At 72.0% G+C, this 20,377-nt stretch carries 19 protein-coding genes; 6 read left to right on the top strand and 13 right to left on the bottom strand.

Features of this window, described 5'->3' with window-relative positions; genetic code table 11:
• Positions 1-47 precede the first annotated feature (47 nt).
• The gene (locus G407_RS31785; protein WP_156917587.1) at positions 48-680 is read left to right on the top strand and encodes a hypothetical protein; all 633 of its coding nucleotides are present in this window, start codon (positions 48-50) and stop codon (positions 678-680) included.
• A 17-nt stretch (positions 681-697) separates the two neighbouring features.
• Here the strand turns inward: G407_RS31785 and G407_RS0113885 are convergent, their stop codons facing one another.
• Both G407_RS0113885 and G407_RS0113880 read right to left on the bottom strand, forming a co-directional pair.
• Positions 698-2,812 carry a molybdopterin-containing oxidoreductase family protein gene (locus G407_RS0113885; protein ID WP_029031275.1) on the bottom strand — a complete coding sequence of 705 codons (2,115 nt, stop codon included), beginning with the start codon at positions 2,810-2,812 and terminating at the stop codon, positions 698-700.
• A gap of 51 nt (positions 2,813-2,863) precedes the next feature.
• Positions 2,864-3,787, bottom strand: coding sequence for a protein-L-isoaspartate O-methyltransferase family protein (locus tag G407_RS0113880; protein ID WP_029031274.1), 924 nt, complete (start codon positions 3,785-3,787; stop codon positions 2,864-2,866).
• Between the two features lie 114 nt (positions 3,788-3,901).
• Between G407_RS0113880 and G407_RS27790 the strand changes: the two genes are divergently transcribed.
• From G407_RS27790 to G407_RS27785, 3 genes are read left to right on the top strand one after another with little or no spacing between them, the layout of a single operon-like run.
• Positions 3,902-6,190 carry a penicillin acylase family protein gene (locus G407_RS27790; protein ID WP_052341368.1) on the top strand — a complete coding sequence of 763 codons (2,289 nt, stop codon included), beginning with the start codon at positions 3,902-3,904 and terminating at the stop codon, positions 6,188-6,190.
• A complete protein-coding gene (locus G407_RS0113870; RefSeq protein ID WP_029031273.1) occupies positions 6,166-7,713 on the top strand; it encodes a GH3 family acyl-acid amido synthetase in 1,548 nt (515 codons plus the stop codon). The genes G407_RS27790 and G407_RS0113870 overlap by 25 nt, the downstream gene beginning before the upstream one ends.
• A 46-nt stretch (positions 7,714-7,759) precedes the next feature.
• Positions 7,760-8,725: a dienelactone hydrolase family protein gene (locus tag G407_RS27785; RefSeq protein ID WP_052341367.1), complete on the top strand. Its 966-nt coding sequence runs from the start codon at positions 7,760-7,762 to the stop codon at positions 8,723-8,725.
• On the opposite strand, the gene G407_RS31205 is transcribed toward G407_RS27785, so the two are convergent.
• The 11 genes from G407_RS31205 to ehuR all read right to left on the bottom strand — a co-directional run bounded on the left by G407_RS31205 (position 8,610) and on the right by ehuR (position 18,999).
• Positions 8,610-9,260 (bottom strand): inner membrane-spanning protein YciB, encoded by a 651-nt coding sequence (locus tag G407_RS31205; RefSeq protein ID WP_169728787.1) that lies wholly within the window; start codon positions 9,258-9,260, stop codon positions 8,610-8,612. The genes G407_RS27785 and G407_RS31205 overlap by 116 nt on opposite strands.
• Positions 9,261-9,371: 111 nt before the next feature.
• A complete protein-coding gene (gene doeB / locus G407_RS0113855; RefSeq protein ID WP_029031271.1) occupies positions 9,372-10,385 on the bottom strand; it encodes a N(2)-acetyl-L-2,4-diaminobutanoate deacetylase DoeB in 1,014 nt (337 codons plus the stop codon).
• Positions 10,386-10,393: 8 nt separating this feature from the next.
• Complete coding sequence (doeA, locus tag G407_RS0113850; RefSeq protein WP_029031270.1) at positions 10,394-11,575, bottom strand: ectoine hydrolase DoeA; 1,182 nt, start codon at positions 11,573-11,575, stop codon at positions 10,394-10,396.
• Between the two features lie 18 nt (positions 11,576-11,593).
• Positions 11,594-12,586 carry a cyclodeaminase gene (locus G407_RS0113845; protein ID WP_029031269.1) on the bottom strand — a complete coding sequence of 331 codons (993 nt, stop codon included), beginning with the start codon at positions 12,584-12,586 and terminating at the stop codon, positions 11,594-11,596.
• Positions 12,586-13,575 (bottom strand): hydroxyectoine utilization dehydratase EutB, encoded by a 990-nt coding sequence (gene eutB / locus G407_RS0113840; protein WP_029031268.1) that lies wholly within the window; start codon positions 13,573-13,575, stop codon positions 12,586-12,588. Before eutB ends, G407_RS0113845 begins: the two co-directional genes overlap by 1 nt.
• Positions 13,572-14,357 (bottom strand): ectoine utilization protein EutA, encoded by a 786-nt coding sequence (gene eutA / locus G407_RS0113835; RefSeq protein WP_052341365.1) that lies wholly within the window; start codon positions 14,355-14,357, stop codon positions 13,572-13,574. Before eutA ends, eutB begins: the two co-directional genes overlap by 4 nt.
• Complete coding sequence (gene ehuD, locus G407_RS0113830; RefSeq protein WP_029031266.1) at positions 14,354-15,013, bottom strand: ectoine/hydroxyectoine ABC transporter permease subunit EhuD; 660 nt, start codon at positions 15,011-15,013, stop codon at positions 14,354-14,356. The genes eutA and ehuD overlap by 4 nt, the downstream gene beginning before the upstream one ends.
• 13 nt (positions 15,014-15,026) lie before the next feature.
• A complete protein-coding gene (ehuC, locus tag G407_RS0113825) occupies positions 15,027-15,683 on the bottom strand; it encodes an ectoine/hydroxyectoine ABC transporter permease subunit EhuC (RefSeq protein ID WP_029031265.1) in 657 nt (218 codons plus the stop codon).
• 77 nt (positions 15,684-15,760) lie between these two features.
• Positions 15,761-16,618, bottom strand: a complete 858-nt coding sequence (ehuB, locus tag G407_RS0113820; protein ID WP_043539790.1) for an ectoine/hydroxyectoine ABC transporter substrate-binding protein EhuB — start codon at positions 16,616-16,618, stop codon at positions 15,761-15,763.
• Positions 16,619-16,691: 73 nt separating this feature from the next.
• The gene (gene ehuA, locus G407_RS0113815) at positions 16,692-17,492 is read right to left on the bottom strand and encodes an ectoine/hydroxyectoine ABC transporter ATP-binding protein EhuA (RefSeq protein ID WP_029031263.1); all 801 of its coding nucleotides are present in this window, start codon (positions 17,490-17,492) and stop codon (positions 16,692-16,694) included.
• Positions 17,493-17,613: 121 nt separating this feature from the next.
• Entirely contained in the window at positions 17,614-18,999 is a 1,386-nt protein-coding gene (gene ehuR, locus G407_RS0113810) for a MocR-like ectoine utilization transcription factor EhuR (RefSeq protein WP_029031262.1), read from the bottom strand.
• A gap of 64 nt (positions 19,000-19,063) precedes the next feature.
• On the opposite strand from ehuR, the gene G407_RS0113805 reads away from it, so the two are divergent.
• Positions 19,064-19,579, top strand: a complete 516-nt coding sequence (locus tag G407_RS0113805; RefSeq protein ID WP_029031261.1) for an Lrp/AsnC family transcriptional regulator — start codon at positions 19,064-19,066, stop codon at positions 19,577-19,579.
• Positions 19,580-19,659: 80 nt separating this feature from the next.
• Positions 19,660-20,373: a ribosome biogenesis GTP-binding protein YihA/YsxC gene (gene yihA / locus G407_RS27780; protein ID WP_052341377.1), complete on the top strand. Its 714-nt coding sequence runs from the start codon at positions 19,660-19,662 to the stop codon at positions 20,371-20,373.
• The last annotated feature ends 4 nt before the right edge of the window (positions 20,374-20,377 follow it).

Raw genomic sequence — 20,377 nt, 5'->3', positions numbered from 1 at the left:
GTAGGTTTTTGCCAAGGTGCATGATTGCTCTACCGATTGGGTGAGACATGAATTTGGTACTTCCAGGACATATAATTCAAAGAGCATATCAGCGTCTGGAGATCGCTGACGCGAGCTTGCGCGATCTCAAAGCTGCAGTGAGCTTTGAGCAATTTCAAATTTACTGGCTGTCGATCTTGACCAATGCTGGTGGTGTGCTCAACACTATTGAATCGGCTCAAAAGGTAAGCCCGCAAGCGCGTCAGTGGTACGGGGAAATGAAAAGGCTCATGAATCGTGATAAGTTTCTTAGATACATGTATCATCTGAGGAATGCTGAAGAGCATAATTCGCAAAGGACATATGGTGTCAGGGTACCAGGTGGCAGCATCGATTTCCAAGGCGGAACTTACGTCCACACAAGCGCAGGCGCCGCGATAACAATTGGCCCGGACGGTGTAATCTTAGCGCCTGGTATGCTGATGTCTATCGAAGGTGTCATGCCGAAAGCGAGCCGCGTAGATGTAGTTCTGTGGGACGTTGTTGATGAGCGACACAGTACAGTGTACGAAGTTCCCTCTGAGTTTCAGGGTCACTCCCTTGATCCCTGCAGGCCGGAAACTTTTGCAGGTCTGTATCTGGCATTTATTCGATCTAAGCTAAGCGAGATCAGCGTTATGAGACAGCCCTCAGTTTACTGACTAAGGCTTGATGCGGCTCACACCTGCTCCTTAGACACCTTAGGCACTTTGGGCGCGATCCGCACCCGGATGTCGTGGAAGGCGGCGCCGCCGTAGGGGGCGACCTGGTCGGCGCCCGAGAGCGTGTTGATGCCGCGCCCGTCCGGATGCGCCGCGTTCGGCCAGATCCCTTCGGCGATCAGCACGCCGCGGCGCACCCCCTCGAACAGGCGCGCCACGACCAGCACGCGTCCACGGGCGTTCTCGAGCGCGACCCAGGCGCCCTCGGCGATCCCGTACGCGGCTGCGTCCGCCGGGTGGATCATCACGCTCGGGCGCTCCTCCTTGGCCTTGGAGGTCGGCGTCTCGGTGAAGGTCGAGTTGAGGAAGTTCCGCGCCGGGCTCGTCGCCAGGCGGAACGGGTATTCCTCCGTCGCCTCCTCGGTGACGGCCCAATGGTCGGGGAGGGCGGGCATCAGCTGCCACGGCCCCATCGCCCCGGCGTTCGGGGCCGGGACGCGCGTCCAGTCGGGCCGGAAGCGGAACTTGCCGTCGGGCCAGGCGAAGCCGTCGAGGTAGTGCGCGGCCTCGAAGGGCGGCTGCACGTCCCGGAACGCCGCCTCCTCCAGCGCCTCGAGCGAGCCCCAGCCCGACGACGAGAGCGTCTCGTCGATGATCTCGCGCGGGCTCATCGCGAAGCCGCGGTGCGCGGCGCCGAGCCGCTCGGCGAGCGCGCAGATCACCTCGTGGTTCGAACGGCACTCCCCCGGCGCCTCGACGATCTTCGGCCCGAGCTGGATGTGCTGGTGGCCACCGCCCTGGTAGAGGTCGTCGTGCTCGAGGAACATGGTGGCGGGCAGCACCACGTCGGCATAGGCCGCGGTTTCCGTCAGGAACTGCTCGTGCACGACGGTGAACAGGTCCTCGCGAGCAAAGCCGCGCTCGACCAGCGTCTGCTCGGGGGCGACGGAGACCGGGTTCGAGTTCTGGATGAACAGCGCCGTCACCGGCGGCCCACCCCGGAGCGCCTGCGCGTCGCCGGTCAGCACGCGGCCGATCTGCGACTGGTCGAGCATGCGCACCGACGGATCGCGCAGGTCGTGACCCTCGATCAGCGACTTGTCCCAGTGGTAGATCGCGCCGTTGTTGTGGAAGGCACCACCGCCTTCCAGCTGCCAGGCCCCGGTGACCGCCGCGATGCAGGACGCCGCGTGCATGTTCACCGCGCCGTTGCGCTGGCGCGTGAAGCCGTAGCCGAGCCGGAAGTAGGTGCGCTTCGTCTCGCCGACGAGCCGGGCGAAGGCCTCGATCTCGGCGGCGGGGATGCCGGTGATCGCCTCGCCCCAGGCCGGCCCGCGGGTCTCGAGATGGGCGGCGAGGTCGTCCGGGCAGTCGGTATAGCGGCGCAGGTAGTCCCAGTCCGCGAGGCCGTCGCGGAAGAGGACGTGCATGACCGCGCACGCGAGCGCGCCGTCCGTGCCGGGACGCAGGAGGAGCTTGACGTCCGCCTGCTTCATCGTGGCGTTGTCGTACACGTCGACGACGACGATCTTGGCGCCGCGTTCCTTGCGGGCGCGGATCGCGTGGGTCATCACGTTGACCTGGGTGTGCACCGCGTTGGTGCCCCAGATCACGACGCAGTCCGCCTTCGCCATCTCCCGCGGGTCCGGCCCGGCGAGGCGGCCGGTCCCGGCGATGAAGCCGGTCCAGGCCATGTTCGTGCAGAAGGTCGAGAACATGCCGGAATAGCGCTTGGCATGGCGCAGGCGGTGGATGCCGTCGCGCATCACGAGGCCCATCGTTCCGGCATAGTAGTAGGGCCACACGGTCTGCGGCCCGTGCGCGGCCTCCGCCGCGAGGAAGCGCTGCGCCACGAGCTCGAGCGCCTCGTCCCAGGTCGCGCGCCGGAAGGCGCCGTCGCCCTTCGCGCCGGTGCGGATCAGTGGATGCGTCAGCCGGTCGGGGTGGTGGATGCGCTCGGCGTAGCGCGCCACCTTCGCGCAGATGACGCCGGCCGTGTAGCTCTGCCGGGGGTCGCCGTGCACGCGCCCGATGGTGTGCGCATCGAGCACCTCCACCTCGAGCGAGCAGGTGGAGGGGCAGTCGTGCGGGCAGACCGACCGGCGGCGGGAGAGGCGAGGGGGCGCGTTCATGGCTCGGTTCTGCCAGAGATCGGGGCCTGCGGGAAGCGCGAGGCGCGTGCGTCAGGGCTCGTCACGGGACGGCTCCTCGTAGGAGAGCGACCAGTCCGGCCCGGCGTGCCAGGTGCCGCTCGGGGAGGCCGGGATGCGCCAGCGCAGGCTGCGCACGAACTCCGCACCGCCGCCCTTCAACGCACGCCGCAGGCCCTCGCGCTCGTCGGGCGTCGCGCGGAGCGCGCCGGTCTCGCTCTCCGCCCGCACGAACTGCGCCGGGCCGACCGCCCGGGCGGCGAGGATGCCGTCTCCCGCGCCGCGGCGCCGCGCCAGGAGGCCGATGCCGATGCCGGTGCGCGCAAGGAGGCCCCCCGGCCGGTCCTCGCCCGCGACGCCCAGGGGAAACAGGATCCGCCCGCCCGCGGCGAGCCGGTCGAGCCAGGCCGGGGCGGGGCGCTCCACGCTGGCGTTGACGTAGACGACGTCGACGTCCTCCTCCGGGAAGTGCGCGCCGTCGCCGGCGACGGCCCGGACGTGCGGCAGGTGGGCGAGGTTCGCGCGCGCCGCCTGCGCCAGCACGGGGTCGACCTCGACGGCGAGGACGCGGCCGGCCTCCCCCACGCAGCGGGCGATCAGCGCGGTGTAGTAGCCGGTGCCGGCGCCCACGTGCAGCACGCGCTCGCCCGGCATCGGCGCGAGCGCCGCGAGCCAGCGGGCGTGGAGCGACGGGCTGCCGTTGTTGACGCTCCGCTCCTCGGCGAGGGCGAAGAGGACGTCCTGGTAGAGCACCGCCGGGTCCGTGGAGGCCACGTCGCGGTATCCGGCGGGCGACGCCATGCGCCACGGCGGCGGTCCGAGATAGCGCTCCCGCGGCTCGACGGCGAAGGCCGCTTCGAGCCCGGCGTGCGGCCGGTGGGCGTGGCACATCATCTGGCGGGCGAACGCGCGGCGCACGATGGCGAGCTCGTCCTCCGAGAAGGCTTGGGCGGTCATCGCTGGGTCCTCGGGCGGAGGCCCGCAGCATAGCCGCGCGTCGGGCGGGGCGCTACACGGCTCGCGTGCTCCTCGCTGCCGGAACCGCCGCCCCGTCGCCCTCGTTCCTCCGATGTGTCCAAGTTCGCCCATGCCCTGCGCCTCGCGCGGTCCTTCGCCATCCTCTCGCGCGCCGTGCTCGCCCGCGGACGCATCCCCGCGCGGGATCGGGAGGCGCGGCTCGCGATGTTCCCCGTGGACGGGCTTCCCGTCGCGGAGCCGGTCGAGATCCGCTGGAACGACCACCTCGTGCCCTGGATTACGGCGCGCGGCGATCGCGACTGCGCCGTGGCGCTCGGCGCCGTGCACGCGCATCTCCGGCTCACCCAGCTCGAGGTGCTGCGCAAGGTCGCCTACGGCCGCGTCGCCGAGATGGCCGGCCCGGCGGCGATCGACGTCGACCGGGCGCTGCGCACGCTCGGCATCACGCGGGCCGTGCCCGGGATCCTCGCCATGCAGCCGCCGGAGACGACCGCGTGGCTCGACGGCTTCGTCGACGGGCTCAACCACGTCGTCGACAACGCGCCCGAGGACCCGCCGGATTTCGCCATGCTCGGGCTCTCGCGCGAGCGCTGGACGGCGGCGGACGTGATGGCGGTCGGCCGCGCGGCGGTGGCCGACGTCAATTGGCTCGTCTGGCTGCGGCTCGTGCCGCTGCGGCGCGAGCCCGGCTGGCCCGACCTGTGGGACAGGCTCCTCGCGCACGGCACCGGCTCGATCGCCAACCTCGCCGGCTTCGACCTCGAGACCTTGCTCGCCGGCGCCCTGGGCGCCTCGCTGAAAGGCTCCAACGCCTGGGCCGTCCACGCCGAGCACAGCACCACCGGCTCGGCGCTGCTCGCGGGCGATCCGCACCTGCCGATCTCGGTGCCGAACATCTGGCTCGCCGCCGGCTACCGCTCGCCCTCCTGCCACTGCGTCGGCTTCCAGCTGCCGGGCCTGCCCTTCACCGCCTTCGGCCGCAACCCGGACCTCGCCTGGGGCGGGACGGCGCCGCACACGGCCTCCTCCGATCTCTTCGACCTCACGGACCTGCGCTACGAGCCCTTCGATTCGCGCACCGAGACGATCCGCGTGCGGGGCGGGGGCGAGGAGACGGTCGAGATCCGCACGAGCCGCTACGGCCCGATCATCTCCGACGCGGTGCCGATGGGGGCGACCTACGCCCTGCGCTGGGTCGGGCACGAGCCGTCCGACGAGCTCTCCTCGATGCTGGCGCTGAACCGCGCGCGCAGCTTCGAGGCCTTCCGCGAGGCGGCGGACGGGATGGCGGTGCCCGGCCAGAACTGGATCGTCGCCGAGCGGACGGGCGGCATCGCCAAGCAGATCGCGGCGAAGCTGCCGCGACGCCCGCACGCGCCGCTCGCCGACCTGATCTCGAAGCCCGAGGCCGCGCGCCATTGGGAGAGCTTCGTCACCGCGAAGGACTTCCCCGCCGAGCGCGACCCCGCCCGCGGCTTCGTCGTCTCCGCCAACGACCGGCCCGAGGAGGGGCCCGCGCCGCTCGCCTATTTCTACTCGCCCGTCGATCGCGTCGAGCGCATCGCCTCGGTTCTCGCCCGGGCGCGGCCCGTCTCGCCCGAGACGATGGCGGCGCTGCAGCGCGACGTCACGGTGCCCGGCGCCCTCGCGTTGCGCGACCGGCTCCTCGCGCTCGTCAAGGCGGCGGGGGAGCGCGGGGACGGGGGCGGAGGCCCTTCGAGGGAGGAGGTGCTCGTGGCCCGCGGCGCGGTGGTGCCGCTCCTCGTCGACTGGGACGGCTCCTACCCGGAGACCTCGCGCGGTGCGCTCGCCTTCGAGCTCCTCGTCGCCCACGTGAGCGCCCACTACCATTCGCAGGCCGAGCGGGCCTTCTACGGCGCGCTCTTCACCGCCCGGACGCTGATCGCCCGGGACCTGCACGAGCCGCGCACCGCGCTCGTCGACTCCGTGGCGAAGGCGCTCGTCGCGACGGCGAAGGAGCTGCGCCGCTACGGCACCTGGGGAGACATCCATCGCCTGCGGCTCGCGCACGTCCTCGGCGGCCTGCCGCTCGTCGGCCGCCGGCTCGTCTTCGCGGACATGCCCGTCGGCGGCACCTCGGACGCCGTCATGAAGACCGCCCATCCGGCGGTGCCGCGGCCGCATCGGGCGTTCTACGGCTCGATCGCCCGCTTCGTCTGCGATCTCGGCGAGCCGGATTCCGCCAGCGGCGTGCTTCTCGGCGGCCAGGACGGCTGGCTCGGCAGCGCGGCGATGCTCGACCAGCTCCCGCTCTGGCGCGAGGGCCGGTCGATGCCCTTGCCGATGAGCGAGGCCGGCGTCGCGCGCGCCTTCCCGCACCTCACGACGGTCGTGCCATGCTCGACGCCACCCCGCTCCTGAGGCTCTACGCCGCGCGGCGCCGGCGCGTGCTCGACGGGCAGGACGCCGTCGCCGCCCAGGCCCGGACCCTCTCAAATCTCGTGGCCCGCGCCGCCGGCACGCGCTTCGGGCGTGCTCACGGCTTCTCCGGGATCCGCTCCGCCGAGGACTTCCGCGCCGGCGTGCCGGTGCGCGGCTACGAGGACCTGTGGTCCGGCTGGTGGCAGGAGGGGTTCCCCGTCCACGAGGACGTCACCTGGCCCGGACGCATGCCGTTCTTCGCGCTCTCCTCGGGCACGACGACCGGACGCACGAAGTACATCCCGGTCAGCGCGGAGATGGTGGCCTCCAACCGCCGCGCGGCGCTCGACATCCTGGTGCACCATCTGGCGTGCAGGCCGGGCTCGCGCGTGCTCGCCGGGAAGAGCTTCATGCTCGGCGGCTCGACCGCGCTGGAGCCGCTCGCGCCGGGCGTGCGCGCGGGCGATCTCTCCGGGATCGCCGCCGCGACCGTTCCCGCCTTCGCGCGGCTTCGCACCTTCCCGCCGCAGCACCTCGCGCTGGAAGCCGACTGGGAGCGCAAGATGGCGGCGCTCGCCCCGGCCTCGCTCGCGCAGGACATCCGCGCGATCTCCGGCACGCCGACCTGGCTCCTCGCCTTCTTCGAGACGCTGGCGGCGAGCCACCCCGCCCGCGGCGAGCGGCTGGCCGACTTCTGGCCGAATCTCGAGCTGATCATCCACGGCGGCGTCGCCTTCGCGCCCTACGCCGCCCGCTTCGCCCGGCTGATCGAGGGCTCGGGCGTCCGGCTCCAGGAGGTCTACCCGGCGAGCGAGGGGTTCTTCGCCATCCAGGACGGGCCGCCGGAGGCGGGCATGCGCCTTCTCGTCGACAACGGCATCTTCTACGAGTTCGTCCGCTCCGGGGCGCCGGGAACGGCCACGCCCGAGCGGCTCGGGCTCGCAGAGGCGGAGATCGGCGTCGACTATGCGCTCGTGGTCTCCACCAATGCCGGCCTGTGGGCCTACGAGGTGGGCGACCTCGTGCGGCTCGTCTCCAGGGATCCGCCGCGGATCGTCTTCGCCGGGCGCACGGCCTTCACGCTCTCCGCCTTCGGCGAGCATCTCACCGGTGCGGAGATCGATCGGGCGGTGGCCGAGGTCGTGGGCGGCGCCGGGCTCGGGCTCGTCGAGGTCTCGGCCGGCGCCCGGCACAGGGCCGCCGGCGCGGCGTTCGACCACCATCTCTTCGTGATCGAGCTCGTCGAAGGTGCCCCGCCGCCCGAGCGCGCCCGGGCGCTGCGCGACGCGCTCGACGCCGCGCTCGCCCGCGCCAACGCCGACTACGCGTCCCACCGCGAGGCCGGCCAGCTCGCCGCACCGGAGCTGATCTGCGCGCCGCGGGGCACGTTCGAGTCCTGGATGCGCGCCCGCGGCAAGCTCGGCGGGCAGAACAAGCCGCCGCGGGTGATCGGCGAGGACGCCCTGCTGGCGAGCCTCGAGCGAGCGGCGGAGGCGGGAACACGGGTTCGGGCCGGCCGTTGAAGACGGCCGCGGTCGCCAGAGCCGCGTCGCCCGAGGATCGAACGAGATGGCCGAGATCAGCTTCCAGACGCGCAGCCCCTTCACGCTCGCCGACATGGTCCGCGGCGACGCGCCCGAGACGACCGCCAAGGGCTTCCTCTACACGCCGGGTGCCGTCGCGGCGGCGAAGAGCCGGCCCGCGGTCGTGATCCTGCCCGGGCTCGGCGGCATCATCGCCGAGCGCGAGCTGCGCTACGCGAAGCGCCTCGCGGCGGAGGGCTACGTCACGCTCGCCGTCGATACGTTCGGCAGCCGCGACGCGGCATACTCCAACCACACGCGGCGCGCGCTCCACGTCACCGAGACCATGATGCTGGCGGACGCCTACGCCGCGCTCGCCCACCTCGCGAGCCTGCCGATGGTGGACCCCGCGCGGGTGGCCGTGATGGGCTTCTCCTACGGCGGCATGATCGCGGTGCTCGCGGCCTACCGCCAGATGGCCGAGCTGTTCGATGCGGACGGGCTGCGGTTCGCGGGCCACGTGAGCTACTACGGCTGCTCGGTGCCGCGCTTCGACGACCCGACGACGACGGGCGCGCCGGTCGAGATCTTCCTCGGCGCGCTCGACCGCAACGTCGACCCGGAGCGCTCGCGCGAGATCGCCGAGGACCTGCGCCGCGGCGGATCGCGGGTCGGCTTCCACCTCTTCGAGGACACCTACCACCAGTGGGATTCGCAGAACATCGAGAAGAAGTTCGTGCGCTTCTCGCTCTACTCCTGCCGCTTCGCGGTGGACCGGGACAATCGCCTGCGGGACCTGCGCACGCGGCTCCCCATCACGGGCCGCGTCTCCCGCACCCTGGCGCTCACCGCCAACGCCGACCCGAGGGGCTACCACATGCTGCGCGACGAGGCGGTCATGGCGCGGACCGATGCGCGGCTGTCCGAGTTCCTGGCGGAGGCGCTCGCGAATCGTCCGCCACGGGCGGCGGCAGCCGATGCCGGCGCACGAACGGCGCCTGCGCGGCGATGAAGGCGAGGTTGGCGGGCAGGACCGCGAAGGTCTTGAAAGCCACCCAGACGTCCACGGGGAAGAACCGCCAGGTGATCTCGTTGAGGACGCCGAGGAGGACGAGGTAGGCACTGGCCCGCAGCGTCAGCACGCGCCAGGCCCGTGGGCCGTCTAGGATCAGCGACGCGCGCAGCACGCTCTTCAGAACGAGCCGCCCGGTCGCGAGGCCGCCGAGCAGGATCGCGGCGTAGAACCAGTTCATGACGGTCGGCCGGATCATGATGATCCAGGCCTCCTCGGCGAGGAGGCTCGCGCCGCCGAAGACGAGGACGACGAGGGTCGACGCCAGCGGCGTGAGCGGCACGTGCCGCTCGCGCACGAGGTTGGCCACGAGCGCGAGCACGGTCGCGCCCATGAACACGCCCGTGCCGACGAAGATCCCACCCACCTGGTTGCCGACGAAGAAGGCGACGAGCGGCCCGAGCTCGTAGGTCAGCCGCTCCTTCAGCCGCAGGGCAGGGACCGCCGCGGCGGCGGCTGCCGTCTCTCGCCGCATCGCGTCCATCCGCGCTCCCGGGCTTCGCGCGCGGCGAGGGGCGCCGCGCCGAGCACAACGGTGGGCGGGGGAGGGTGTTCCAGCGGTGCGGCGCGGGCCGGCAGGCGCCGCTCACCCCACGATCTGCGCCACCACCGCCACGCAGTCCCCCGGCTTGACGAGGCCCGGGAAGTGGCGCGCGGCCAGGATGCCGTCCATCGCCGCGCGGTAGGGGCGGGGCGTCGCGCCGGTGCGGCCGATCGGGGCGATCTCGGCGATCGGGTCGCCGGCGCGCACCGTCTCGCCCAGATCGACATGGAAGGCGACGAGGCCGCCCTCCTCGGCGAAGGCGAAGCAGTCGCCCGACGGCATGTCGAGCCAGCGCGTCTCGCGCCGTTCCACTGCGCCCCCGAGGATGCCGGCGTGGATCAGGAGGTCGCGCACGCCCGCGCGGGCGATCGCGGCCGTGCGCGCCGAGGCGGTGCCGCCGCCGCCGAGCTCGGTCGTCACGAAGGTCTTCCCCATCGCCTCGACGGTGGTGTCGAGCATGCCGACCGCGTCGATCTCGAGCATGGTCATCGAGTAGGGCGCCCCGAACGCCTCCACCGCCGCCTTGCACGCCGCCTCCTGGGCCGCGTCCGGCAGGCGGTGGGCGGCGGCGAAGGGGACGAAGTCGAGCGTCCGGCCCCCGGAATGGAAGTCGAGCACGATGTCGGCGAGCGGCACCAGCGCGCGGGAGACGCAGTCCGCGATCTTCTGCGTCACCGTCCCGTCCGGCCGCCCGGGGAACGAGCGGTTGAGGTTGCCCCGGTCGATCGGCGAGGTGCGCGTGCCCGCCTCGAAGGCGGGGTAGTTCAGCGCGGGCAGGACGATCACCCGTCCCGTCACGTCCTGCGGCCGGAGGGTGCGGGCGAGCTCGTAGAGGGCGATCGGCCCCTCGTACTCGTCGCCGTGGTTGGCGCCCGTCAGGAGGGCGGTGGGGCCCTCCCCGTTGGCGACGACGCAGATCGGGATCATCACCGAGCCCCAGGCCGAGTCGTCGCGGCTGTAGGGCAGGCGCAGGTGGCCGTGCCGGACGCCGTCGGCCTCGAGGTCGATCGTCGGGACCACCGGCGACGGCGGCAGGTCGGGAGCGGGGATCGCCATGACGCGCCTCAGGCCTTCGCGAACAGCTCGCGCGGCACGTTCGCGAGGCATTCGACGCCGCTCTCGGTGATCACGATGCTCTCGGTGATCTCGAGGCCCATGTCCTCGAGCCAGAGCCCGGTCATGAAGTGGAAGGTCATGCCCGGCTCGAGCACCGTGCGGTCGCCGCGCCGCAGGCTCATCGTGCGCTCGCCCCAGTCCGGCGGGTAGGACAGGCCGATCGGGTAGCCGGTGCGGTTGTCCTTGACGATGCCGTGGCGCTCCAGCACCGCGAAGAAGGCGATGGCGATGTCCTCGCAGGTGTTGCCCGGCTTCGCCGCGGCGAGGCCCGCCTCCATGCCCTCGAGCGTCGCCGTCTCCGCATCGCGGAAGGCCTGGCTCGGCTTGCCGAGGAAGACCGTGCGCGAGAGCGGGCAATGGTAGCGGTTCACGCAGCCGGCGATCTCGAAGAACGTGCCCTCGCCCGTGCGCATCGGCCGATCGTCCCAGGTGAGGTGCGGCGCCGAGGCGTCGGCGCCCGACGGGAGCAGCGGCACGATCGCCGGATAGTCGCCGCCGACCTCCGGCGTGCCGCGGATGCCGGCGTCCCAGATCTCCGCGACGAGGTCGCACTTGCGCATCCCGGGCTCGATCGTCTCGAGGATGCGTGCGTGCATGCGCTCGACGATCCGCGCCGCCTGGCGCATGTAGGCGAGTTCCTGCGCGCTCTTGACCGCGCGCTGCCAGTTCACGAGCGCGGTCGCGTCGGCGAACTTCACGCCCGGCAGGCCCAGCAGCAGGCGCGTGTAGGCCTGGGCCGAGAAGTAGTAGTTGTCCATCTCGACACCGATCGTGCCCTGGGCCCAGCCGCGGTCCTGGAGCACGGTGCACAGGGCGTCCATCGGATGACGCTCGGTGGACTGCACGTAATGGTCGGCATAGCCGACGATGTCGTCTTGCCCGAGATAGGCGGTGCGCTTGGCCCCGTTCGCGTCCTGCCCGCGGCCGAACCACACGGGGTCGCCCTCGGGGCCGACGACGACGCATTGGTGGACGTAGAACGACCAGCCGTCGTAGCCCGTCAGCCAGGCCATGTTGGACGGGTCGGTGACGATCAGCGCGTCGAGACCGCGCGCCTCCATCGCCTTGCGGGTCTTGGCGAGACGCGCGGCGTACTCGGCGCGGGTGAACTTGAGGGCGGGCTCGGTCATGGCGGGTCTCGCGAGGGATCAGGTGTCGGTGGTGAGGCCCGCGCCGGCGTCGGCGACGCGGGCGCGGGCGAGGGTGGCGATGGCGGTGTCCTGCGCGCCGGTGCCGGTGAGGTCGCACACGGTGATGGCGTCGGATCCCGGACGGCCGGGGGCCGCGCCGGAGAGGACGACGCCGAGCTCGGGGCAGGCGAAATCGTGGGGGAGCACCCCCGCCGCGATCGCCGCGCGCAGCTCGCCGAGACGGCGGCTCTGGGCGAGGCTGTCGACGACGAGGCGATCCGCCCGCGCCAGGACGGCGGGCTCGAGCTCGGTCTTCGTGTCCGCGTCCGAGCCCATCGCGGTGACGTGCTGGCCCGGCGCGAGCCAGCCGGCGAACAGGATCGGCGCCGTCGCCGGCGTGGTGGTCACGACGACGTCGGCACCTGCCAAGGCGCGGCGCGGCTCGGCCGCGGCCCGGGTGGGCACGCCGGTCGCGGCCTCGATGTCGGCCGCGCAGGCGGCGGCCTTCACCGCGTCGCGCGCCCAGACGCGGATCTCGGCGAGATCGCGCACGAGTGCGAGCGCCTGCATCTGCAGCCGCGCCTGCGTGCCGGCGCCGAGCACGGTCGCGATCCGCGCGTCCGGCCGGGCGAGCGCGTCTGCGGCGACCGCGCCGGCGGCGGCCGTGCGCACGTCGGTGAGCCAGCCGTTGTCGAGGAACACCGCCTCGACGAGCCCCGTCTGCGTGGACAGGAGCACCATCAGCCCGTTCACGGAGGGGAAGCCGCGCTTCGGGTTGTCGAAGAAGCCCGGCGAGATCTTCACCGCGAAGCCGTCGAGGCCCGGCACGAAGGCGGTCTTCACGTCGACCTCGCCGTGGACCTCCGGCATCGCCATCGAGAGGATCGGCGGCATGATCACGCGCCCCGAGGCGAGCGCCAGGAAGGCGCCGCGCACGGCGTCGATCGCGGCGCGGTCGAGCGGCACGAGCGCACGCAGCTCCCGCTCACCGACGAGGGTGACCTTGCCCATCAGGCGAGCCTTTCGAGGATGGCGGGATCGGACACGATGCGGGCGTGCTGCGCGGGGTCGACGTTCGCGCCCGTGAGCAGCGCGACGGTCGGGCCGATCGGGCGGATGCGGCCGGCGAGGATCGCCGCCGGCCCCACCGCGCCGCCGCCCTCCACCACGACGCCCTCCGCGACGTGGCAGAAGGCCATGCCGGCGGCGATCTCGTCCTCGCCGAGGAGCACGACCTCGTCCATGAGGTCGCGCAGCATCGCGAGGGTGTGGCGGTTGGCGAGGCCGATGCCGCCGCCCAGCGAATCCGCGAGGCTCTCCGCCTCCTCGACGAGGACGGGCCGGCCCGCGCTCAGGCTCGCGTGCATGGCCGCACCCCGCTCCATCGAGATCCCGACGACGCGGGCGCGGGGGCGCTTCGCCTTCACCGCCGCGGCGACGCCTGCCGCGAGGCCGCCGCCGGAGAGCGGGATCAGCACCTGCGCGAGGTCGGGGACGTCGTCGAGGATCTCGAGCCCCAGCGTGCCCTGGCCCGCGATGACGTCGGGATGGTCGAAGGGCGGGATCTCGACGAGGCCTTCGTCGGCCACGCGGCGATCGACCTCCTCTTGCGCCTCGTCCTGCGAGGCGCCCCGGATCGCGATCTCGGCGCCCAGCGCGGCGATGGCCTCGAGCTTGTTCTTCGGGACCAGCCGGGACATGGCGACGACGCAGCGTACGCCGGCCTCGCGCGCCGCATGCGCCAGCGCGCGGCCATGATTGCCGGTGGAGACGGTGACGACGCCGCGGGCGCGCTCCGCGTCGGAGAGGTTGGCGAGGGCGTTCGTCGCACCGCGCAGCTTGAAGGCGCCGGTGTGCTGCTCGTGCTCGTGCTTGAGTACAACGGGAACGCCGAGACGCTCCGAGAGACGCGGCGAGTGCCGCGCCGGCGTGTGCCGGACGCGTCCTGCGAGCGCCGTGCGGGCACGCTCGATCTCGGCGAGGCCGGGGTGCGGGCTCATGCGAAGGCCGCGGGGTCGGGGAGGGGGAGGGCGGCGAGGCGCGCGTCCACGCGCGGGCTCTCGCCGACGAGCCGCGCGCAGGCCCAGGCGGTGGCGAGATTGGAGGTGACGACGGGTACGCCGAGCTCCGTCTCGATCGCGCCCGCGATCGCGGCGGAGCGCAGCGCCGTGCAGGACACGAACAGCGCCTCCGAGCCCGGCGCGAGCGCCGCACGGGCAGCCTCGACGAGCGTCGTCGCGTCGAGCCGTGCCATGCGGCGGTCGTCGTCGAGCCCGAGGCACGAGAGCGCATCGACCGAGAACCCCTGCGCCTCGAAATGGGGGCCGACGGAGGCGGAGGTCTCGACCGTGTAGGGGGTGAGGATGGAGATCCGCCGCGCCCCGAGCCCGCGCAGCGCCTCGACCGCCGCGCGGGTCGGCGTCACGACCGGCACGCCGGGCTTGCCGTCGCCGATCGCCGCCGCGACCGCGTCGTCGCCGATGACGACGGACGCCGAGGTGCAGGAATAGCAGATCGCGTCGAGCCGCTCGTCCGGCAGCAGCAGCGCCGCCCCGCGGGCGAGGTCCGGCTGCATCGCGGCGAGGTTCTCCGGCGTCGTCGGGTTGGCGTAGGCGATCCGCGCCACATACACGCCGAGCCGCGGCCCGGCGACCATGCGCGCGAAATCCGGCTCGGTCGTGTGGTCCGTCGCGAGCACGACGAGGCCGATGCGGCGCGCCACGGGGTCGGCGTCGAAGCCGAGCGGCAGGTCGAGGCGGTGCGGCGGGCGGGCGTCGCTCACGACCCGACCCTCCCGTAGCGCCGCTCGAGCCAGCGCAGGCCGAAGACGGAGATCAGGCTGATCACGAGGAAGAACACGCCCACCATCGTCATCGGCTCGATGTAGCGGTAGTTGAAGTTGGCGATGGAGCGGGCCTGGTTCATCAGCTCGAGGATGGTGATGGCGGAGAGGAGCGGCGTCTCCTTGAACATGGCGATGAAGTAGTTCGCCAAAGCCGGGATCATCGGCGGCACCGCCTGGGGCATGATGATGCGCGTCCAGGTCTGCGACGGCGTGAGGTTGACCGCCTTCGCCGCCTCCCACTGCCCGCGCGGCACGTTGTCGATGCCCGCCCGGTAGACCTCGGCGGTGTAGGTGCCGTAGTGCAGCCCGAGCCCGATCACGCCCGCGACCAGCGGCGAGAGCGTGATGCCGATGTCCGGCAGGACGTAGAACAGCACGTAGAGCTGGACGAGGAGCGGCGTGCCGCGGACGAACTCCGCCAGGAACGCGACCGGCTTGCAGACGAGGGGATTCCGCGAGCGCCGCAGGAGCGCGATGGCGAGCCCCACCACCGCCGCGACGACCGAGCCGAGCAGGGTGGCGAGGATCGTGATCTTCACGCCCTCCCAGAGGGTGGGGATGATCGAGATCGCGAAGGACCAGTCCCAGAGCATCCGCGTCCCTCCCTCAGGCCCGCACGCCGTCGAGGCCGCGCGTGAGGCGGCGCTCGAGGGCCCTGATCGCGCCGGATATCGCGAGCGCGAACAGGAAGTAGATCACCATGATCGTGGCGAAGGGCACGAGCGTGCTGCCCGTCTGGGCACGCATCACCTGCGCCTGGAAGGTCATGTCCGAGATCGAGATCAGCGAGACGATTGCGGTCGCCTTGAGCAGCTCGATGGCGTTGTTGCCGAAGGTCGGTAGCATCGGGACGATCGCCTGCGGCAGCACGACCCAGCGCATCGCCTGGAAGCGGGTGAGGTTGAGCGCCACGCACGCCTCGCGCTGCTCCCTCCCGATGGACTGAACCGCGCCGCGCACGACCTCCGCCCCGTAGGCGCCGACGTTGAGGCCCAGCGCCAGCACCCCCGCCTGGAGGGGCGTGAGCTCGACCCCCAGCAGCGGCAGCACGAAATACGCCCAGAACAGCTGCACGAAGACCGACGTGCCGCGGAAGAACTCGATGTAGGCGGTCGCGAGCGCCCGCACCGCGCCGAAGCGCGACAGCCGCCCGAGCCCCGCGACGAAGGCCATGACGAGCGCCAGCGCGCAGCCCATCACGGTCAGCTTCGCCGTGACGAGGGCGCCCTGCAGGATCAGCGCGATGTAGCCGGAATAGTCCATGGCGCGGCGTCTCGACGGGTTGCTCGAGCGAGGCGGGAGCGCGGCGCGCCGACGGGCGGCGCGCCGCGGGAGGCGGATCAGCCGCCGGCGCAGAGCTTCTCGCGGCTCGTGCTCATCGCGGCCGCGGCGGAGAAGCCGTAGGGCTCGATGATCGCGGCGAACTCGCCCGATTCCTTCATCTCGGCGAGGATGCGGTCGTACTCGTCGCGCAGCGCCGTGTCCTGCCGGCGGAAGGCGGCGCCGTCGCAATAGACCGGCGCGTCGGCGACCGGCGCGACCATCGCGAGGTTCGCGTCCTCGGCGCGCTTGAGCAGGTCGGAGATCGAGAGCACCGGCAGCGAGTAGACGTCGATGCGCCCGTCCTGGAGCATGTTGATGCCGCTCTGGCCGTCCGGCACGACGATGACGCGATCGCGCGGCACGCCGGCCTCGAGCGCCAGGCGCTCCTCGGTGCCGCCGCCCGGCGCGCCGATCGTCGCCGTCGGGTGCGCGGCGATGTCGGCGAAGGTCTCGAGGCCGAGCGGGTTGCCCGCCTTCACCGCGAAGGCCTCGGCGTCGCACAGGACCGGCTCGGAATAGGCCACCGCCGCGCAGCGCTCGGGCCGCATGAACAGGCCCGCCGTCACCGCGTCGAAGCGCCCCGCCTGGAGGCCGGGGATCATGGCGCCGTACTCGGAGATCGAGGCGACCACGTCGTCGATGCCCATGCGCTTGAAGACCTCGCGGGCCACGTCGGGCGCGGCGCCGGTGACGGTGCCGTCCGGGTTCACCTGGGTGAAGGGCGGCTCGTTGGCGATGGCGATGCGGGCGAAGCCCTGGTCGCGCAGCTCCTGGATGCGCGGGTCGTCCTGCGCGGCGGCCGGCCCGGCGAGCGCGGCTGCGGCGCCGACGAGCGCGACGGCCGCGATCCGGCGGGTGAGCGTGGCGATGGTCATGGTTCTGGTTCCCCTTCTTGGTCGGCGTCTCTCTGGTCGTCGTCGCACCCGGCCCGCCGGAGGGGGCCGGGGGTCACACGCGGTGTCCGGCCGCGATGATCTTGCGCAGGAAGCCCTGCGTGCGCTCCTCGCGCGGGTTCGTGAAGATCTCGTCCGGCGGGCCCTGCTCGACGATCCGCCCGCGGTCGAAGAACATCACGCGGTCGGCGAAGTCGTGGGCGAAGCCCATCTCGTGGGTGACGAGGAGCATGGTCATGTCGGTCTCGCGCGCGAGCCGATGCATCACCGTGAGCACCTCCTCGACGAGCTCGGGATCGAGCGCGGAGGTGACCTCGTCGAACAGCATGATCCTCGGCTCGAGGGCGAGCGCGCGGGCGATGGCGACGCGCTGCTTCTGCCCGCCGGAGAGCTGCGAGGGCATCGCCTTCGCCTTGTCGGCGAGGCCGACCATGTCGAGCAGCTCCATCGCCCGCCGCTTGGCGGCGTCCTTGGCGACGCCCTTGGTCAGGATCGGCGCGAGCGTCACGTTGTCGAGCACGCACATGTGCGGAAACAGGTTGAACAGCTGGAAGACCATGCCGACCTTGGCGCGCATCTCGTGCAGATGCGCCTCGTCGGCGGGGACGAGCCGGTCCCCCTTGCGCATGTGGAAGAGCTCCTCGCCGTCGATGCGGATGTGGCCGCCGTCGATGGTCTCGAGCGTCATCAGGATGCGCAGGATCGTCGTCTTCCCCGAGCCCGACGGGCCGATCAGCGCGAGCTTCTCGGCGGGCGCGACGGTGAAGGCGAGCTCGTCCAGAACCTGGAACTCGCCGAAGCTCTTCGAGACGCGGTCGACCTCGATGATCGGGGCTGTCGCGGTCGGCTGGGTCACGGGGGCGCCTCGCTGTCCTGCGATGAGACGCCCGACGGTGACGCTCGGGCAAAGTCATGTCAATGTACAAAATAAAACCATGACAATTTAGATGCGCCTGCGCTCCTTGCAGGCGCGCCGCTCAGATCGCGAGCAGCGCCGGCTCCGGCGCGGCGTGGATCAGGTGGGCCACCTGGGCGAGGCCCGTGCGCAGCTGCGTCGCGTCCGTCGAGCCCAGCGAGATCCGGACGGAGGGCGGCAGCGGTGCGTCGCCGATGCGGAAGCTCTGGCCGGGCGCGATGGCGACGCCCTGCGCCCGCGCCTGGCTGACGAAGGCGCTCTCGCCGTGCGCCTCCGGCAGGGGCACCCAGACGTGCAGGCTCTCGGGATGGGCGCGGTAGGCGATGCCGGCGAGCGCCTCGGCGACGATCCTGTGGCGGGCGTGGATCGCCCGGCGCTGCCAGCGCACCAGCTCCATCGCGGTGCCGTCCGCGACCCAGGTCGAGGCGATCTCCGCCATCAGCGGCGTCGCCATCCACATGGTGACGAGGTGCCGGTTGGCGGCGGCGGCCACGAAGCGGTCGGGGACGGCGAGATAGCCGATGCGCAGGCCGGGCATCACGATCTTGCTGAAGCTCGTGACGTAGAGTGTGCGCTCGGGCGCGAGGCGGGCGAGCGGCGGCGGGCGGCCCTCGACGATCGGCCCGAGCGGGTCGTTCTCGATGAGCGCGAGGTCGCGGCGGCGCGCGACCTCGACGAGGGCGGCGCGCCGGGCCTCGCTCATCAGGGTCGCGCAGGGATTGATCACCGTCGGCTGCACGAAGACCGCGCGCAGGTCGTGCTCGGCGCAGGCCCGGTCGAGCGCCTCGGGGACCATGCCCTCGCCGTCCACGTCGATTCCCACGAGCCTGATGCCGAGATAGCCGGCGAGCGGGGTGAGCGTGTGGTGCCCGATCGCCTCGGTGCCGACGGCGGAGCCGGGCGGGGCCGTGCTCATCAGCGCGATCGTCTGCGCCGGGGTGGCGCCGTTCGTCACGGTCACGTTGAGCGGCGAGACGTCGAGCCCGCAGCCGCGCAGCCAGTCGGCGGCGAGCGCACGGTGACGGGGGAAGACGACGTTGGGGCGAAACGACAGGATCGCGCTCGCCGGCACGTCCTCCGACAGGCGGGCGAGCGCCGCCTTCATGCGCTCGAGGTGGATCGGCTCGCAGATCGGCTTCAGGATCGAGAGGTCGATGAGCTCGTTCAGCCGCTCGGGCAGGTAGGGTGGCTCCGGCTCCCGACGCAGGCTGCGCACGAAGGTGCCGCGCCCGGTCTCGCCGGCCACGAGGCCGCGGCGGGCGAGATCCTCGTAGGCGCGGCTCACGGTCTGCACGGCGATGCCGAGGTCGTCGGCGAGCCTGCGCTGCACGGGCAGCTGGGTACCCTCGGCGAGCGCGCCGTCCGCGATCGCGCGGGCGATCTGGTCGGCGAGCGAGGCGTAGACGGGACGCTTCAGCGTGGACGGGTCGGGGTGCCAGATTGTCATGAGTTCACTTGTCGTTTAAGTCAGTGCAATCGGCAAGGACTTTCACGCGGGAACGGGCGACACGATGAGGCCTCCGAAGCTCGACGCCATCGATCTGCGCATCCTCGCCGCGGTGCAGCGCAACGGGCGGATCACCAAGCTCGCGCTGGCCGAGGCCGTCGGCCTGTCGCCGACGCCGTGCTGGAACAGGCTCGACCGCCTGGAGAAGGCGGGCATCGTCACCGGCTACCATGCCCGGGTGTCCCTGAAGGGCCTCGGGCTCTCCGCGGCCACCGTGATGATGGAGGTGACGCTCGGCGCGCACCGGCAGGCGGATTTCGAGCGCTTCGAGCGGGCTGTGAGGACGACGCCGGAGATCGTGGCGTGCTGGTCCGTCGGCGGCGGGGTCGACTACGTGCTCAAGGTCGTCACCCGCGACATCGACGCCTACCAGCGCCTCGTCGACGGCCTGCTGGAGCGCCAGATCGGTATCGACCGGTACTTCACCTACATCGTCACCCGCACGGTGAAGGACGAGCCGGGGCCCGACCTCGCGGCCATGGCGGAGGACGAGGGCGGCGAGGTGCCGGCCGCGTGGTGACCGTCCGCCCGGGCGGAAGGCGCGTGCCGGATCTCGCGCGGGACCTTGCGCGCAAGCCGGAATTCTCGCATCAGGAGCGCATGATCGACACGAGCGACAGCGGAGCGCCCCGGAGTGGTGCGCCAGAGGCCCCCTCCGAGCCGGATTACGGCGAGACCGGCCGCAAGGTCTTCGCGCGCGAGGCTGCGTTCCGCACCGCCGCCGACAAGTCCGAGTCCCTGCCTCCCATGCAGGGGCTCGAGATCGCCTTCGCCGGGCGCTCGAACGTGGGCAAGTCGAGCCTCGTCAACGCGCTCACCGGGCGCAATGCGCTGGCGCGCACCTCGCACACGCCCGGGCGCACCCAGCAGCTCATCTTCTTCGACGTCGGCGGGCTGTTCACGCTCGTCGACATGCCCGGATACGGCTACGCGGCGGTCTCCAAGCAGAAGGTCGCGGCCTGGACGCAGCTCGTGCGCGACTACCTGCGCGGGCGCGCCAACCTCGCCCGGATCCTGCTCCTGATCGACGCACGCCACGGCATCAAGCCCAACGATTCCGAGATCATGGACATGCTCGACAAGGCGGCGGTGTCCTACCAGATCGTGCTCACCAAGGCGGACGCGCCGAAGAAGGCCGAGCTCGACGCCGTGATCGCCCGCACGGGCGAGCTGATCGCCCGGCGCCCGGCGGCGCATCCGCGGGTGCTCGTCACCTCGAGCCGCTCGGCCGAGGGGATCTCGGAGCTACGCGCCGCGATCGCGCAGCTCCTCGCCGAGCGCGGCGTGGCACTGCCGGCAGGGCAGGGCGGGTGAGCGC

This window comes from Salinarimonas rosea DSM 21201 (assembly GCF_000429045.1).
In the GTDB taxonomy this organism is placed as follows: domain Bacteria; phylum Pseudomonadota; class Alphaproteobacteria; order Rhizobiales; family Beijerinckiaceae; genus Salinarimonas; species Salinarimonas rosea.
This window is presented reverse-complemented; position numbering and strand designations above follow the sequence as displayed.